General features: G+C 36.6%; 14 protein-coding genes. 5 read left to right on the plus strand and 9 right to left on the minus strand.

The genetic code is table 11. The features are described 5' to 3' along the window. Positions 1-33: 33 nt before the first annotated feature. The 3 genes from IPP64_16570 to recJ all read right to left on the minus strand — a co-directional run bounded on the left by IPP64_16570 (position 34) and on the right by recJ (position 4596). Positions 34-1947, minus strand: coding sequence for a SpoIIE family protein phosphatase (locus IPP64_16570; GenBank protein MBL0330975.1), 1914 nt, complete (start codon positions 1945-1947; stop codon positions 34-36). 349 nt (positions 1948-2296) lie between these two features. Continuing rightward, positions 2297-2686, minus strand: coding sequence for a hypothetical protein (locus IPP64_16575; protein ID MBL0330976.1), 390 nt, complete (start codon positions 2684-2686; stop codon positions 2297-2299). A gap of 194 nt (positions 2687-2880) precedes the next feature. After that, on the minus strand, positions 2881-4596 hold the full coding sequence (recJ, locus tag IPP64_16580) for a single-stranded-DNA-specific exonuclease RecJ (GenBank protein ID MBL0330977.1): 1716 nt from the start codon (positions 4594-4596) through the stop codon (positions 2881-2883). 201 nt (positions 4597-4797) lie between these two features. Here recJ and IPP64_16585 point away from each other — a divergent pair, with 201 nt between their 5' ends. Together IPP64_16585 and IPP64_16590 are read left to right on the plus strand one after the other, a co-directional pair. Further along, positions 4798-6876: a CotH kinase family protein gene (locus IPP64_16585; protein ID MBL0330978.1), complete on the plus strand. Its 2079-nt coding sequence runs from the start codon at positions 4798-4800 to the stop codon at positions 6874-6876. A 223-nt stretch (positions 6877-7099) separates the two neighbouring features. Continuing rightward, positions 7100-7270 carry a hypothetical protein gene (locus tag IPP64_16590; GenBank protein MBL0330979.1) on the plus strand — a complete coding sequence of 57 codons (171 nt, stop codon included), beginning with the start codon at positions 7100-7102 and terminating at the stop codon, positions 7268-7270. Between the two features lie 43 nt (positions 7271-7313). On the opposite strand, the gene IPP64_16595 is transcribed toward IPP64_16590, so the two are convergent. The 5 genes from IPP64_16595 to IPP64_16615 form a co-directional block, all read right to left on the minus strand. Then, positions 7314-8069, minus strand: a complete 756-nt coding sequence (locus IPP64_16595) for a toxin-antitoxin system YwqK family antitoxin (protein MBL0330980.1) — start codon at positions 8067-8069, stop codon at positions 7314-7316. A 34-nt stretch (positions 8070-8103) separates the two neighbouring features. Continuing rightward, entirely contained in the window at positions 8104-9162 is a 1059-nt protein-coding gene (gene corA, locus IPP64_16600; protein ID MBL0330981.1) for a magnesium/cobalt transporter CorA, read from the minus strand. Between the two features lie 9 nt (positions 9163-9171). Continuing rightward, the gene (rsmI, locus tag IPP64_16605; GenBank protein MBL0330982.1) at positions 9172-9879 is read right to left on the minus strand and encodes a 16S rRNA (cytidine(1402)-2'-O)-methyltransferase; all 708 of its coding nucleotides are present in this window, start codon (positions 9877-9879) and stop codon (positions 9172-9174) included. Positions 9880-10085: 206 nt separating this feature from the next. After that, on the minus strand, positions 10086-11369 hold the full coding sequence (locus tag IPP64_16610; protein MBL0330983.1) for a M20/M25/M40 family metallo-hydrolase: 1284 nt from the start codon (positions 11367-11369) through the stop codon (positions 10086-10088). A 61-nt stretch (positions 11370-11430) separates the two neighbouring features. Continuing rightward, a complete protein-coding gene (locus IPP64_16615; protein ID MBL0330984.1) occupies positions 11431-12081 on the minus strand; it encodes a hypothetical protein in 651 nt (216 codons plus the stop codon). A 114-nt stretch (positions 12082-12195) separates the two neighbouring features. On the opposite strand from IPP64_16615, the gene IPP64_16620 reads away from it, so the two are divergent. Together IPP64_16620 and IPP64_16625 are read left to right on the plus strand one after the other, a co-directional pair. After that, complete coding sequence (locus IPP64_16620) at positions 12196-12774, plus strand: thymidine kinase (protein ID MBL0330985.1); 579 nt, start codon at positions 12196-12198, stop codon at positions 12772-12774. Beyond that, complete coding sequence (locus tag IPP64_16625) at positions 12774-15257, plus strand: bifunctional UDP-N-acetylmuramoyl-tripeptide:D-alanyl-D-alanine ligase/alanine racemase (GenBank protein MBL0330986.1); 2484 nt, start codon at positions 12774-12776, stop codon at positions 15255-15257. Before IPP64_16620 ends, IPP64_16625 begins: the two co-directional genes overlap by 1 nt. A 55-nt stretch (positions 15258-15312) precedes the next feature. Here IPP64_16625 and meaB read toward each other — a convergent pair whose 3' ends face one another. Continuing rightward, complete coding sequence (meaB, locus tag IPP64_16630; GenBank protein ID MBL0330987.1) at positions 15313-16221, minus strand: methylmalonyl Co-A mutase-associated GTPase MeaB; 909 nt, start codon at positions 16219-16221, stop codon at positions 15313-15315. 199 nt (positions 16222-16420) lie between these two features. Here meaB and IPP64_16635 point away from each other — a divergent pair, with 199 nt between their 5' ends. Continuing rightward, positions 16421-17185: a glycosyltransferase family 2 protein gene (locus tag IPP64_16635; protein MBL0330988.1), complete on the plus strand. Its 765-nt coding sequence runs from the start codon at positions 16421-16423 to the stop codon at positions 17183-17185. Positions 17186-17216: the final 31 nt, after the last annotated feature.

Here is a 17216-nt window from a genome sequence, read left to right on the forward strand (position 1 = left end):
GAATGATGCAAAAATTTTCTTATAGCTTAATGATTATACTTTGACACCGATGACTAAAATATCATCACACTGCTCTGTACCATCCTTCCACTGTTCGATAAAATTGTCCAAAAACAGGCTTTGTTCTTGCATATTTTTATCTCTTATTTTCACTAATAAATTTTTAAAATTTTTTGTCATTAATTTTTTATCATTTATCCCTCCAAATGTATCAGCATAACCATCAGTAAAAATATAGAAAACATCGCCTTCTTTTAATTTCAACTCGTGTGTTTTAAAATCTTGACTATTCTGTGTATAACCTGCAATGGACATTTTAGTAGGTTCTAATTCAACAATTTGACTTTCTTCTTTCCTCAATATCCAGATTGGTCTATTTGCCGCAGCATAATTGATAATGAGCGAATCTATGTCGATTGAACAAAGAGCAATGTCCATTCCATCATAATTATTCATTACTCCTTCACTTTGGCCTAAAGACAATTTTATTTTTTGATTTACTTGTTTTAAGATTTCAGAGGTATCAGAGGTCTCCAATACTGTCGAATATAATTTTTCATGAGCCAACATACTTAACAAAGCTCCGGGCACACCATGTCCTGTACAATCTGCTGCTGCTAAAAATATTTTATTGTCATTTTTTAGAAAAAAATAAAAATCTCCACTCACAATATCTTTGGGTTTGAACAATACAAAGCAGTTATTAAGTGCATCCTGAATTTGCTGAATAGATGGCAGATTTGCCTGCTGAATCTTTCGAGCATAATTAAGGCTATCCGTTATTTCTTTATTCTTTCTTGTTAAAGTACTTAGCAATGATTCGGTTTCTACATTCTTGAAATTCATGGATACATAATTCGCTACTGATTGTACAAAAAGTGCATCTTCGTATTCCCAATTTTTAATTTCATTCTGATGCTCACAACAAATAAGTCCTATTTTTTTATTATTTAAAACTATACTACAATCTAACATTGAGTAGATGTTTAAAGGCTTTAAATACGTTTGACCGAATTCGGAAGTTGCTTTATGTGACACAGCATCATTTGCTGAAATAAAATCATATTCATCTATCGCTTTAAAATAATTTGGATAATCCTTCTCATAAATATCAAAAACAGCATCATCAAAATTATTATTATCAATTAACGCTTGCTTTGAAATACACTTTCTATCTTCCGAATACAACCAAATACTTACACGTGTACAATTTAATTTTTCTGAAATTGTTTTTATCGCATTATGGTAAACTTCAATAATATTTGTTTTTTGAAAATCGTCAACCACTTCTTTTTTTGAGAGAAGAATTGTCGCTTCACCATACTTTTCTAATCTTTTTCTTTTCAACAAATTAGTTTCTTGGAGCAATAAATTTTCTTTGTTTAATATCGCTTGTTCTGATATAAAATTATTTAAAACCGCTACTAAATAATACATTAAAATACTCACCCCAAATACTGCCATTAGGTAATTAGGAGTTGTTGTTTTAATAAAAACATCGTGACTTGAAAACAAGTAATGTAATATATACACAACGAGTCCAATAGTTAGAGAAATGATATGTTTTTTAGATGCAATAAAACCAACTATGGCAATAAATGGCAATAAAAAGAAAATATTTCTGGCGAATAATTCACCCCTTGTAAAAAAAATTAACTCACTAAAATTGGAGAAAAAAACATTGTCCACAATAATAGAAAAAAACATGTAGTAGCTGACAATCAAAGTAGATAGAACATAATTTCGTTTACTATTTACAACCTGAAGAACAAGTGCAATAGCAATTACACTAATTCCAAAAAAATGAAATTCTAATTGTACAGGCATATATAAATCAAAAAAGGATACAATATCTATTGTGTATCCCATTAACAAAAGCAAATTTAAAATAAGTGAAATTTTTTGTTTGCCGCTTATATATTTTTGTTCAATTTTAGTGTTTCCCATATTCACAATAAGTGCTTTACCATTCTTTTAAACATTCTCGTTTAGATTTGCTACGATACCTTAATTACGAAACATGATTATCAAATATACTCAAATTTATTTATTGAACCAAGACACCCTATGTTATTCATTTTTTCAAAAAAATCTATGCAAACTTCTGTTGAATAAAAATCATGCTATTTTTTCATATCTTTTAGGAGCATTCAGAGAGTTGTCAATTCAGTCCGGAAAGGGTGAAGAATGCATCTATCTTTTACCAAGCAATTGCCCCAATATGGTAACACATGAAGTTCTATAGAACTGAAACTTTATTGTTCTTCTTTAATCACAGAGTAATTCAAGATAGATTTTAATCATCCCAATCGTAATTACTATTACCATCAGATGAATCCATATCTTTTGTAGCAAATGGAAGTTTTGCATACGTTCCAACGCAATGAAAATTCGTTTTGTCGATTCGTCTATATCGATAATCCAGGCCAATAAAATAGTTTACCCATCCTGTTGCTTGAAAACCTAAATGCGCCTCCCGCTCTACTTTGTTAAATTCGAAAACCGGACCGAAAGAAATGCCGGCTACACCCACTCCTGTTTGCACTTCACCGTATAATCGGGTCCGTTTTTTTGAAAACTCTATTCCTCCATCAATACTATAAGGAACATTTTTAATATTCCAATAAGCTACTTCAACTGCAAATGAGAAATGTCTTTTTTCACCACCAAAATTATAATGAAGCATCGGACCAATTGTCCAAACAGTTTGCGCTAAAGTTTTGAAACTAAAACTTAGCGTGAATAAAATTATTATTAAACAGATTCGTTTCATGGTATAGTCACTAGGGATTAGTATAAAATAATGATCAGCAAATCCTTTATAAATTTAATCCTAAGAAATTATATTTCCAAAATTTGAAAATATGTTTTAATATTCCCCTACTCCATCTTCATATCCTTCACATTCAATTGAAGTGATACATTTCCATTGTATTCGTTCTCTTCAATTGCATAACAAGCACTAAATGTTTTTTTGCGCAACACTTCATCAAAATGTTGTGCTTGTGAAAAGGCTATTGCTGAAAATGTTTCTTTTGGCTTTTCAGCCGATTGAATGTCCATTTTCAAATGGTTGTTTCCTACAATGCGCACATAACCTTTGTCGACAAGATTCTTACTCATGAAAACAGGCGACATGTTGCCAGGCCCGAAGGGTTCGAACTGCTTTAGGATGCGGAAAAATTTTGGTGTGATGTCGGATAATTTTAATTCAGCATCAATGGCAATTTCCGGAATCAGCATGTGATCTTGAATGGTTGCTGAAACTACTTCTTCGAATCTTTGTTGAAAAGCAGCCAGATTTTCCATTTTCAAAGTTAATCCTGCTGCGTATTTATGGCCACCAAATTGTTCCAACAAATCAGAACATGCTTCAATGGCATCGTATACATCAAAATCTTTTACCGAGCGCGCAGAGCCGGTGGCTTTTCCATTCGACTCGGTGAGAATGATGGTCGGGCGGTAATACCGTTCTATTAAACGAGAAGCTACAATGCCAATCACACCTTTATGCCAATCGGGATGAAACAAGACAGTGGATTTGCGATTGATTAATTCAATGCTTCCATCAATCATACTGAAAGCATGTTGTGTGATGCTTACATCGAGTGCTCTGCGTTCGGTGTTGGAAGTATTGATATTGATTCCAGATGTTTTTGCATCGGCATGATTATCGGACACCAAAAGGGCAACGGCATTTCTTCCTGTCTCGATTCTTCCTGCAGCATTGATACGCGGACCAACAGTAAATACCAACTCATTCATCGTGACTTCTTTTTTGATGTTGGCTAAATCCAAAATTGCTTTGATTCCTTTGCGTGGATTTTTATTGATCTGTTCCAAACCGAAATAACACAACGCACGATTTTCTCCAACAATCGGAACTAAATCCGAAGCAATGGAAATGGCATTTAAATCAAGGTATTCAGTTAAGTTAGAAAAAGGAATATTATTTTTTTGAGCATAGGCTTGCACCAATTTAAATCCCACTCCGCAGCCACATAATTCATCAAAAGGATACGAACAGTCGGCACGTTTCGGATCTAAAATTGCAACCGCTTTGGGAAGTGTATCGCCTGGACGATGGTGATCACAAATAATAAAATCGATGTTGCGTTCATTGGCATAATCCACTTTATCAATGGCTTTTATTCCACAATCGAGTGCAATGATTAAGGAGAAATTATTTTCTTTGGCAAAATCAATTCCCATAAAAGAAATCCCATAACCTTCGGTATATCGATCGGGAATGTAATAATCAACCAGCCCTTCCGAATCGGGTAAATTTTTCAGAAAAGAATATACCAATGCAACAGCTGTTGTTCCATCCACATCATAATCACCAAAAACTAGAATTTTTTCTTTGGCAAGAATGGCCTTTTCCAGTCGGGCAATGGCAATGTCCATGTCCTTCATTAAAAAAGGATCGTGCAAATCATCTAATGAAGGACGGAAAAATTTTTTCGCATCATCATAGGTTTTAATATCGCGCTGCACCAATAAATTTGCCAACACCTTCTCAATCTTCAATTCTTCCGCCAAGCGATTTACAATCGTTTCATCAGCACTTGAATTTATACTCCACCGTTTTTCCATATAATGATTATCGTTCTATTCATAATTTTTACCGCTGAGGTCGCTGAGTTTTTTCGCTGAGGTCGCTGAGTTCTCTGCGGCTCTCCTTTTTTCTCCTATATCTCTGTAGTAAAATTTCATCAAAATTACTCAATTCACCCTCTCTTCCACACCTCTTGGCAAATTGTTAATTTAATCTTACTTTTATGTAAAATTAAACAAATGAAGAAGATTACCCTGCTAACTATTTTAGTATTCTCAATATTATCCGGAAAATCGCAAACCTACACCAGTACTGCCGGAGGCCCTATCCCCGATGGCGGACCGATGGTGAATTTCCCGATGACCATTTCCGGATTGAGTCCGGCTACCATCGATACGATTTTTGGTATTGAAACCATTTGTTTTAACATTGTTCACCCTTGGGTAGCCGATTTAAATATTTCGTTGCAATCACCGGATGGTACCATTGTGGATTTATCCATTGCCAATGGCGGAAGCGGAGATGATTATATCAATACCTGCTTGAATGCATTTGCCACCAACTCGATTGTTACTGCTGGTGCGCCCTTCACAGGTACTTTTCGTCCGCAAGGATTTATTGGCGCGTTTAACAACGGACAAAATGCAAACGGAGTGTGGAAACTTTTGATACAAGATACTTACGGAGCGGATGCCGGAAACTTAATTGATTGGAGCATTACCTTTGGCAACACGCCTGCTCATCCGTTCAATTTCTCTTCATCAAACTTACCGATTGTTGTTGTCAACACCGGTGGGATGGTCATTCCCAATGAACCGAAATTGGCGGCTCAAATGGGAATTATCTTCAATGGTATCGGTGTTAGAAATTATCTAACCGACCCTTTTAACAATTACAACAATAAAATTGGTATTGAAACACGTGGCTCCAGCTCATCTGGATTTCCACAAAAAACGTATGGTTTCGAAACAAGAGACAATCTCGGAATTAAAAAAGATACCATGCTCTTAGGAATGCCGGAAGAGCACGATTGGATATTATATGCTCCTTACGATGATAAAACGTGTATGCGCAACGTATTGACATACGACATTGCCAACAAAACAGGACGTTATGCATCCCGCACACAATTTTGTGAATTGTTGATTAATGGACAATATCAAGGCATTTATGTGTTGATGGAAAAAGTAAAAAGAGATTCGAACAGAGTGAGCATTGCAAAATTAGATCCGACAGAAATCAGCGGAGATGATTTAACAGGTGGATATATTATTAAAGTTGACCGAGATGATGGACCAGGAAGTTATTGGACATCTCCGTATACTTCTCCAACCGGATCGCCCATCAATTATGTGCATGTATATCCTGAAAACGGAACAATCGCTCCTCAGCAACGAAATTACATCATGGCTTATGTGGACACGGTAGAAGATGTGTTGGCGAGTCCGACATTTAACGACCCCGTAAATGGCTATAGCAAATACATGGGTGTTAATACCTTTATTGATTATTTTATTCTGAATGAAATCAGTAAAAATGTGGATGGCTACAGGTTGAGTACATATTTTTATAAAGACAAACAAAGTAAAGGTGGCAAGCTAAAAGCCGGACCGGCATGGGATTTCAACCTTGCCTGGTGGAATGCTGATTATTGTGCAGGAAACATCACTTCAGGCTGGGCCTATGATTTCCCTTCTGTTTGCAGTGGTGATGGATGGCAACCAAATTTTTGGTGGGCACGTTTGTTACAAGATCCGAACTATGTTGCACAATTGCATTGCCGTTGGGATGAGCTACGTTTAACAACGTTGAGCATTCCTGTTTTAAATAATTATGTGGATTCATTGGCTACATATTTAGATGAAGCACAAGGCCGTCATTTCACCGCTTGGCCGATTTTAGGAATTTATACCTGGCCAAACCCAAGTCCGATCCCAGCTGATTATCCTGGAGAAATAGCTGCCATTAAAACGTGGATCAACGATCGTATCTTATGGATGGATGCGAATTTACCGGGAACATGCAATGTGAATGTCAATGAAAATGTATTGACAGAACACAACTTCACGGTTTATCCAAATCCATTTTCGAATGCATTAAAAATGAGTTTTTATTTACCAAGTTCACAAAGCATACAACTTGAATTAACGGATGTAATGGGAAGAGTGGTGAAACAAATTGAGAAAAAGGACTATCCAGAAGGAGAAAACACTTTGGAAATCGACCTGAATTCAACCTCCCTGAAAAATGGGATGTACCTGTTGAATATTGTTACTGATAAGGGGATTTTGGTGAAAAAGGTAACGAAAATGGAATAGTCGTACTGCCACCAGCCAAATCATAACCACATAGATACATAGGCTGGGATTGGTTTTGAAGGCAAAAAAGAGAAATACATAGGAAAAATCGTTTAGCGATTTTTCCTATGTATTTCTCTTTTAGAGCAAGTAGACTCCTTACTTTTCTATGTTTCTATGTGGTTAAAATACCCTGTTTAAGGTATTGAATTACCCCATGAATTTCCCCAATTTTGTAGGGTAAATGAATCCGACACCGAACCTCTATTTTATTCAACAAGCCATTACGGAAGAAGTGGTTAACAATTTATGGGCATTTTATCCGGAAACGATGGAATGTAAAAAGTTGAAGAAAAAATGTTGTAAAAATTATAAAAAGGAAAAACGTTGTAAACGTTGTCCGATGCATTCGTAGCTCTCATTTTCAATTACAAACCACCACCCACTTAGTCACCTAGTCACTTCTTCAACTCCCCATTTTTATACTTCTCTACTTTTATCACTTTTCCGGTTTCATCCAACTCTTTCCAATCTCCTTCTTTTTTACCATGAATGTATTTTCCTGAAATTTTTAATTTTCCACTTTCAAAATATTCTTTGTATTCGCCTTCTTCCAAATTGTTTACAAAATTTACTTCTGAGTTGATTTTCCCGTTTTTATACAATGCTTTTTGAATGCCTTCCAAAGAACCATTCTTGTAATGATATTCTATACTTACTTGTCCTTCCGGATAAAACCATTTTGCAACACCATCCCGTACATTGTTTTTATAAGTTCCTTCTTCTTGAATTTTTCCATCCGAATAATATATTTTTTTCACGCCATCCAACTTTCCCATTTTATATTCCGTTTCGGATTTCAACTTTGCGGTGGAATGATACGACATGCTTTTCCCATCCAACGTATCGTTGACATACGACTCTTTTAGGTAATAGTATCCCGACTTATCAATCAACACATAAATGCCATTGAGCTTTCCGTTTTTGTATTGTCCGATGTTACTGATCACGCCATTTGCATGATAGCAGACCCACTGTCCTTCTTTCTTCCCATCTTCGTAATAACCATAACATTGGTTTTGAACCATCTGTTCTTTCCACAGGCCAATTTTTTTGCCGGCATTGTTTGTTTTATTGGTATCGCCAACAAGCACAATTGCATTCAATGATACTGTGAGAAAAAATATTGAAATTAGTACTAGAATTTTTTTCATGTAATTTGTTTTTAAATCAGTGTTTTGCTTTTGGTTACAACCATTTCTTTTTTCTAAAATACACCACCATCGAAATCATCATCACCAACATCACCACCCAAGCGAACGTGTAGCCCCAAGCATGTCCCCACTTACTATGAATTTCAGGCATAAACTCAAAATTCATTCCATATACTCCGGCAACAAATGTTACCGGAACGAAAATGGTTGTGATGATGGTTAATACTTTCATCACTTCATTCATTTTGTTGCTGACACTCGACAAATAAATATCCATCATCCCGGAAAGCAAATCACGATAGGTTTCAACGGTATCAATTACACGAATGGTATGATCGTGTACATCTCGCAAATAAATGTCGGTGGTTGGTTTAATCAATTCTGTTTCGCAGCGTTCCATATTGTTAATCAATTCGCGCATTGGCCAAACGGATTTTCTTAAATAAATCATTTCTCGCTTCATGTCATGCAATTGGCGCATGGTTTCTTTCGTGGGTTCATCAATCAAATCTTCTTCCAAGGCTTCAATTCGATCTCCGATTTTTTCAAGAATCCCGAAATAGCAATCCACAACAGCATCCACCAGCGCATACGCTAAATAATCGGCACCCATTTTACGGATGCGACCTTTCCCCAAACGAATTCGATTTCTAATCAATTCAAATGCATCACCACCTTGCGCTTCCTGAAAAGAAATGACCATTCCATCCATCAGCACCACACTTAACTGCTCTGCTTGTAATTCAGCATCGTAATAAAGCATTTTCATAATCGCAACAACATAGTTGTCGTAATCTTCAAACTTCGGTCGCTGATTCGTATTTACAATATCTTCGAGTGTAAGCGGATGAATGTTAAATCGTTTCCCAACCGCGTCAATGAATTCAACATTGTGAATGCCATCAACATTTATCCAACGTACCAATTTAGGATCAACATGATCCAGACATTCGGATAAATCATAAAATTCTTTTTCTATAAACTCCGTCTCGTTGAATTCAATTAAAGAGATCTTCACACGATCGGTTTGTTTGTCGCCCAAGTAAACTAAGGTTCCCGGAGGTGCGCCTGTTTTATTCGTTTTATCTACCATGTAGTAAAATTATTCTTCTTCGTCAGAACGTTTATCTTTTTTATCTTTTGATTTCTTTCCTTCCAACACAATCACGATTTCACCTTTCACCGTTTTTGTTTTGAAATAATCTGCTAATTCTTTGAGTGTTCCTCTCTTATTTTCTTCAAACATTTTTGATAATTCACGCGATACAGATGCATTTCTATCGGCACCAAAGAATTCAATAAATTGTTCCAATGCTTTTACCAATCGGTGTGGAGATTCATAAAAAACCATGGTGCGATGCTCTTCCATCAATGCTTTGATTTTTGTTTGGCGGCCTTTCTTCTGTGGCAGAAACCCTTCGAAACAAAACGTATCGGTTGGCAAACCTGAGTTCACCAATGCTGGCACAAATGCGGTAGCACCCGGCAAACATTCCACGTCAATGCCTTTTGCGATGCATTCACGAATCAATAAAAATCCAGGGTCAGAAATTCCGGGTGTTCCAGCATCTGTTATCAATGCAATTTTCTCTCCATTTGCAATCCGTTCCGAAATCATCTCCACCGTTTTATGTTCATTGTGCATGTGATGGGCAAACATCTTCTTATCAATGTTCAGATGCTTCAACAGTATTCCCGACTTACGCGTGTCTTCCGCCAAAATCAAATCTACTTCTTTCAAAATGCGTATCGCACGAAGGGTAATGTCTTCGAGATTTCCAATGGGTGTAGGGACTATAAAAAGTTTCAAAGTTTAAAGTTTTAAAGTTCTGTGTACTTTGTTGTGTATTATTGGAACGCAGATTTTTTATGATTTTTATGATAAAAAAAGATTTTTATCGCCTTAGGCGATTATGATAAATTATGATTCGATCTGAATTAAATCATAAATCAAACCCAAAATATACCATAACCTTAAAACATAAAAATCATAAAAATCTGCGTTCCTATTCTTTATTATTGCTGCAAATAATCACCAAACTTCGTAATCAGTTTAAACAAATTTTCAAATTCATTCAAAGGTAGTGTTTCCGGCCGATCATAAATATCATGATAGGCCTTGATTCCACCCATCGAATAAATAAAAAAAGCTTTTACACCTTTTTCTGAAAAAAAGTAATGATCGCTGTTGGCAGACTTTCCTCGTATCTTCACCTCTTTGATGAAATTGTTCTGTGTATTTATTTCTTTGAGCTTATCAAATTCCGTTTTGAAAACACTTCCATTCACTACTGTTATTCCTTCTTCTCCCGTTCCCATGATGTCCATATTAAAAACAAATTTGATGTTCTTTAATGGAAACAAAGGATTTTCGGTATAATGCTTAGAGCCGAGTAAACCTACTTCTTCTCCACAAAATGCCATAAAGGCAATCGAGTATTTGGGTTGATTTTCGGGCTTTGAATAATGTTTGGCCAAATTCAACAACATGGCACAACCGCTGGCATTGTCATTCGCTCCAGGGAAATAAACATCTTTCCCCATTTGTCCGAGATGATCATAATGTGCAGAATACACAATAAATGAATCAGGATAAACAGAACCTTGTACATAGCCGATTACGTTCTGAGAAAGGTGATACGGAATGAATTCATTGGTAATATCAAAGGAAAGCGTTTTGGGCTGAACAAGCAAAGAAGTTCTTAAAATTTCGATTATTGGATACTCGTTTGTGGATTGTGCCATACTCCACGTTAGCTTGTCTTTCAATGATACGATTGCTTTTGCATGAATCGTGTTGCCAAGAATATCCTGCAGTTCCTTCGTTTGTTTTCCTGTGTCATTTACAATGACAACTTTATTTGAAAAATTTCCTTTAAGAAATTTGTCGAATTTTTTTTTATTTTCAACCAGCTTATCATCCGCAAACACAACCTTGAAATCCCCTTTTGATGCAGGTGAATGCGCGTATATAATAAAGTCTTTTCCGGGAACTAATTGCTTGCCATTTATTCCAACCGAAATCGTATTTGGAAAAGTATTAATCGGAAAACTCATCTTCTGATAGTAATCCGATTTAAACGATTTTAATCCAAACTTTTTAAATTCATTTTTGAGATAATGTGCAGCAATACTGTCGCCACCATTCACATACCCTCTGCCGTGCATGTTTTGAGAAGCCAGTGTGTCCACAATTATACGCGCGTAAGCAAACACTTCCCCTTTTTTTATTTCTTGGGAATAAATAGATAGGGTGATAAAGTGATAGAGTAATAAAGGAATTAGTAATTTGGAGTACATATTTTTATTGTAATCTATTTAACGCCCTCTCCCTTTTTCAAGGAGAGGTTTGGGGTGAGGTCTAGCTATAACGTCTATCCACTAAATCCAACAGTTGTTTTATTGTTTCTTTCTCCATGTCCCATTCATACAATTGCTGTAAGGTCGAAAAATAATCCATTGCAGACTCCAGACTACCTGCGCCATTCAATTGCTGAATCGCAATATTGTATTCTTGCATACTCCCTTCAAACAATTCGTTTGCAAATAAAAACTTATCGTTCAAACCAATCGCTTTTGTTAAATCTTGAATGGACGGCTTTTGAATTTTATTAGAAGGAACAATTTTTTCTATTGGTTTTTCTATTGGTTTTTCTATCTTTTTTTCTTGCTTTGGTTTTTCGGTAACAGGAGGTATTTCACTTCCAAATAAGTCAATCGGTTTTTCTGAAATTGGAGCCGGTTTAATCGCTTCGGTCTTTATTTCTACCTTCGCTGCTTCCACAATCGGCTTTTCAGCAATCGGTTCTGATTTTGGAGAGGTCGTTATTTTATCCGGAAAGGTATTCAAATGGTTAAAAACAATGGATTTTTGGTATAATTTTTCAATTTTATGAAGAATTAACTCCAATTCCAACTGAGGAATATGCTCCTTGTCACCAATATTATCAGAATGTTCCTTAATACTGTTAATCAAAGCTGCAATCTCTTTTCTAATGCTCGACTTATCCATGACTTTATTTTACCTTGTTAAAAAACAAAACGCTTTTTTGACTAAATTTGTTGTGCAATAAAAATACATTAAAATTGCGAATTTTAACACGATTTTTCAAACAAAATCAACTGGATGTTCCTCGAAAATACCATACACCTTCATAAACGCAAAGGCTCCATTGAAGTCATTTGTGGATCTATGTTTTCGGGCAAAACAGAGGAACTCATCCGGAGGATGAAGCGGGCGCAATACGCCAAGCAGAAAGTGGAAATTTTTAAACCGGAAATAGACAAACGCTACGATGATGTGAAAGTGGTTTCCCACGAAGGAAACTCCATCCATTCTACTCCTGTTCCTGCCTCTTCGCACATTCTATTGCTTGCCAATGAAGTGGATGTGGTGGGCATTGACGAAGCACAGTTTTTTGATGCCGGGCTGATTGACGTCTGCAATCAACTTGCCGACAGCGGGATTCGTGTGATTGTTGCCGGATTAGATATGGATTATCTGGGCAAACCATTCGGCCCTATCCCAGCACTTTTAGCCATTGCCGAACATGTTACAAAAGTACATGCCATTTGTATGCGCTGCGGAAACATTGCTAATCATTCCCACCGCATTACCGATGAAGAAGAATTGGTATTATTGGGGGAAACAAATAACTACGAACCACTTTGCAGAGATTGCTTTGTTGAAGCAAAAAATAAATAATGAACTACTCCATCTCTACAATAGCCTCGGTCATCAATGGAACAATTAGTGGAAACGCCACCTCAAGTGCATCCATTAAAAATTTATTAATTGATAGTCGTAAACTTTCCAACGCGGAAACCTCCTTATTTTTTGCGATTAAAGGCGAACGACATGATGGACATGCTTACTTAACTGATCTTTACGAAAAAGGTGTAAATCATTTTGTTGTTTCGACATTACCACAAAATATTGCATCCTTTACCAATGCAAATTTTATTCTAGTTAACGATACCTTGCTAGCATTGCAATTATTGTGTGCTCATCATCGTCAACAATACAAGATTCCTGTAATCGGAATAACAGGGAGCAACGGGAAAACCATTGTAAAAGAATGGTTGTATCAGCTTATGCGTGAAGATAAAAACATTGTCCGCAGTCCGAAAAGTTTCAACTCGCAAGTAGGTGTTCCGCTTTCTGTTTGGCAGATTTCGGAAGAACACGACTTAGCCATATTCGAAGCGGGTATTTCTAAACCAAAAGAAATGCGCTTGCTCGAAAATATTATTCAGCCGACTATTGGCATCATTACCAACATCGGACAAGCACACGATGAAAATTTTGAAAATCAAAAACAAAAAGTTTGCGAAAAGCTAAAGTTGTTTTTGAATTCAGAAGTATTGATTTATTGCAAAGATTATTTATCCATTCATGATGAAATCACGACCAATAAATCGTTTGCCGATGCGAAATTTTTCACGTGGTCGAAAAAATTACGTGCTGATTTATTAGTCGGACGTATCACCAAAACAGAAACCGATACTGAAATACAAGGCGTTTATAAAAATGATTTCATCCGGATTACTATTCCGTTTACAGATGAAGCCAGCATCGAAAATGCAATTCATTGCTGGGCAACCATGCTCTATCTCGGATACGAAAATAAAGTCATTACCGAACGAATGCGATTTTTAAGTCCGGTTGCGATGCGACTCGAACTCAAAGAAGGAATTAACAATTGCTCCATCATCAACGATAGTTACAACTCCGATTTAGGTTCTTTGGCCATTGCCTTGGACTTTTTAAACCAGCAAAAACAACATCCGAAAAAAACATTGATTCTTTCTGATATTTTGCAGAGCGGACAAAATGATGCAACACTTTACAAAGAAGTTGCAGAGCTGATTCATAAAAAAGGAATATCTCGTTTAATCGGAATCGGAGAAGGAATATCTTCACAAGCGGATCAGTTCAACTGCGAAAAAAGTTTTTATAAATCGACAACCGATTTTTTACAACAATTCAACAATTCCTTTTTTAGAGACGAAACCATTCTCTTGAAAGGAGCGCGAGCATTTAGTTTCGAGGCTATCAGCAAAATCATTCAGCAGAAGGCACATGAAACTGTTTTGGAAATAAACCTAAACGCCATCGTTCACAACTTAAACTATTTCCGTTCCAAGTTAAAAGCCGATACCAAAGTGATGGCAATGGTAAAAGCGTTTTCATACGGAAGTGGAAGTTTTGAAATTGCCAACATCCTTCAATTTCACCGCGTAGATTATTTAGCAGTTGCCTACGCAGATGAAGGCATCGAATTGCGCAAAGCGGGAATCACCATGCCGATTATGGTGATGAACCCTGAGGAACAAAGTTATGATGCAATGATTCAATACAACCTTGAACCTGAAATTTACAGCTTTAGAGTATTGAGTTTGTTTGAGGAAACATTAAAACGCAGCGAACGAAATAATGCACAACCCATTCCGATTCACATTAAACTGGATACCGGCATGCACCGCTTAGGCTTTGATGAGGATGAAGTGAATGAATTGATTGTACGTATCAGCAACAACAAACACCTGAAAATAAAATCCATCTTCTCTCATTTAGCAGCAAGCGATGAAGGCGAGCACGATGATTTTACTTGGCAACAAATCAAGAAGCTGAATGTGATGAGTGAAAAAATAAAATCGCATTTCAATTATCCGATTTTAAAACACATTTTGAACTCAGCCGGCATTTCACGCTTTCCGGACGCACAATTTGAAATGGTGAGATTGGGAATTGGCTTGTATGGAATTGGCGCCAATGCAACCGAACAAGCACAATTACAAAATGTGAGTACATTAAAAACAAGCATCTCACAAATCAAAAATATACCGGCTAAAGAAACCATTGGTTACAGTCGCAAGGGTGTTGCCAAACGCGACATACAAATAGCAACCGTTCCAATTGGTTATGCAGATGGACTGAGTCGTAAGCTTAGCAACGGAGCCGGGAAAATGATTGTAAAAGGGAAAGAAGCGCCAATCATCGGAAATGTGTGCATGGATATGTGCATGATTGACATTACGGATATTCAAGCAAACGAAAATGATGAAGTAATTATTTTTGGCGACTTAAATCCAATCACCGAAGTAGCAAAAGACATTGGAACGATTCCGTATGAAGTGTTGACAAATGTTTCGAGGAGAGTGAAGAGGGTTTATTATCAGGAGTAAAATTGCGGAGCGTCATTGCGAGGAACGAATACAATTATCATCCGTTTTTTCAGCGTTATCCGCGTTCCATCCCTTTCACAAAATTATACAAATTAAAATCCTCCTTCTTCAATTCCGCGTCAATCTGCTTTTGTAAATCTAATTTAGAAACACCTTTCATCTTTTTGTTTTGGATAAGGCGATATGCTTTTTCTGCAAGCAAATAAGAACGTTTGGTATTTACTCCAACCTTATTGTGTTTGTCGATGGCTGCAATCAACTCCTCCACTCCTTCGCCTTTGGTTGCAATTCCTTTAATTACAGGAATGTTCCACTCACTCGCCATCTTAGAATGTACCAACTGAACAATATTCTTAATAAATGTATTCGCTCCGTCTCTATCCGATTTGTTCACCACAAAAATATCAGCAATTTCCATCACTCCGGATTTTATTGCCTGCACATCATCACCACCTTCGGGAACTAAAACCAATACCGTTGTATCTGCTAAACCAACCACTTCCACTTCACTTTGTCCGACACCCACCGTTTCCACAATGATGTAATCAAATGGAAAAGCACGCATTACATCCACAATTTCAATTGTTTTAGCAGATAATCCACCCAAGGAACCTCGTGTTGCTAACGAACGGATATACACCTTATCATTATTAAAATGTTCTGCCATCCGCAATCGATCTCCCAACAATGAACCATAATTAAAAGGAGAAGTAGGATCTATCGCGATAATTCCAACCGACTTTTTTTCATCGGTTAGCTTTTTGATGACCGCATTGATTAATGTGCTTTTTCCGGCACCTGGAGGGCCGGTAACGCCAACTACAGGAATGGATTGATTGAACTTTAATGTGGTCAAAATTTCTTCATAACCCTCCAGTTCATTTTCAACAATAGTAATACAACGCGCCAATGCTTTTTGGTCGCCTTGCTGCAATTGTTGTATGAGTGTTTGGGTGGTTGACATGATTACAAATATAGCATATAAATGTGAAAATTTAACCACATAGAAACATAGATAAAAAAGGCGCTGTGCTTAACATAGCTCGCACAAACTGCAGACATAGCTCTCTGTGTAAAAATTTATTTTCTATACGATCCTCCTTTTCTATGTTCCTATGTGGTTAAAATTGTGTTACTTTTGTGAAATACAAAGCAATCTATAAATGCCACAACTATCCGTTGTCATTATCACGTTTAATGAAGAAAAAAACATTGGTCGCTGCCTCGAATCCATTCAAGGCATAGCGGATGATGTGGTGATTTTGGATTCCTTTTCTACGGATGCAACAGAAAGCATTTCTAAAAAATATCCTGTCAACTTCATTTCTCGAAAGTGGGAAGGCTATTCAGCATCTAAGAATTTTGCGAATGCACAAGCCAAATACGATTGGGTTTTATCCTTAGATGCGGATGAAGCTTTATCTGAAGAATTAAAAAAATCTATTTTAAAAGCGAAAGAAGGGAACGAATTAAAAACGTATAAATTCCACCGCTTAACGAATTACTGCGGTTCTTGGATCAAACATTGCGGCTGGTATCCTGATACAAAAATCAGAATCTTCGATAGACGAATCACTAAATGGGAAGGCATCATTCATGAGAAACTAGTGATTGATTTCTCGGCTTCGCTCGAAATGACAAAAGGAATTTTATTAAGTGGTGACTTACTTCACTATAGCTATTATTCTATTGAACAACATTATGCACAAACCGAAAAATTCTCTTCTCTTGCTGCACAAAATATGTTTGAGAAAGGAAAAAAAGCTTCTGTATTAAAAATGTATTTGAGTCCGATAGTGAAGTTCATCAGCGACTATATTATCAAACTCGGAATACTGGATGGAGCGGCTGGATTTACAATTTGCAGAATTTCTGCGAAACACTCGTTTCTGAAATATAAGAAGTTGAGGGAGTTGTGTGCAAAATAATTTTGAAGTGAGACTTTCACAAAACAATTAG

Source organism: Bacteroidota bacterium (assembly GCA_016722565.1).
GTDB lineage: Bacteria > Bacteroidota > Bacteroidia > 2-12-FULL-35-15 > 2-12-FULL-35-15 > 2-12-FULL-35-15.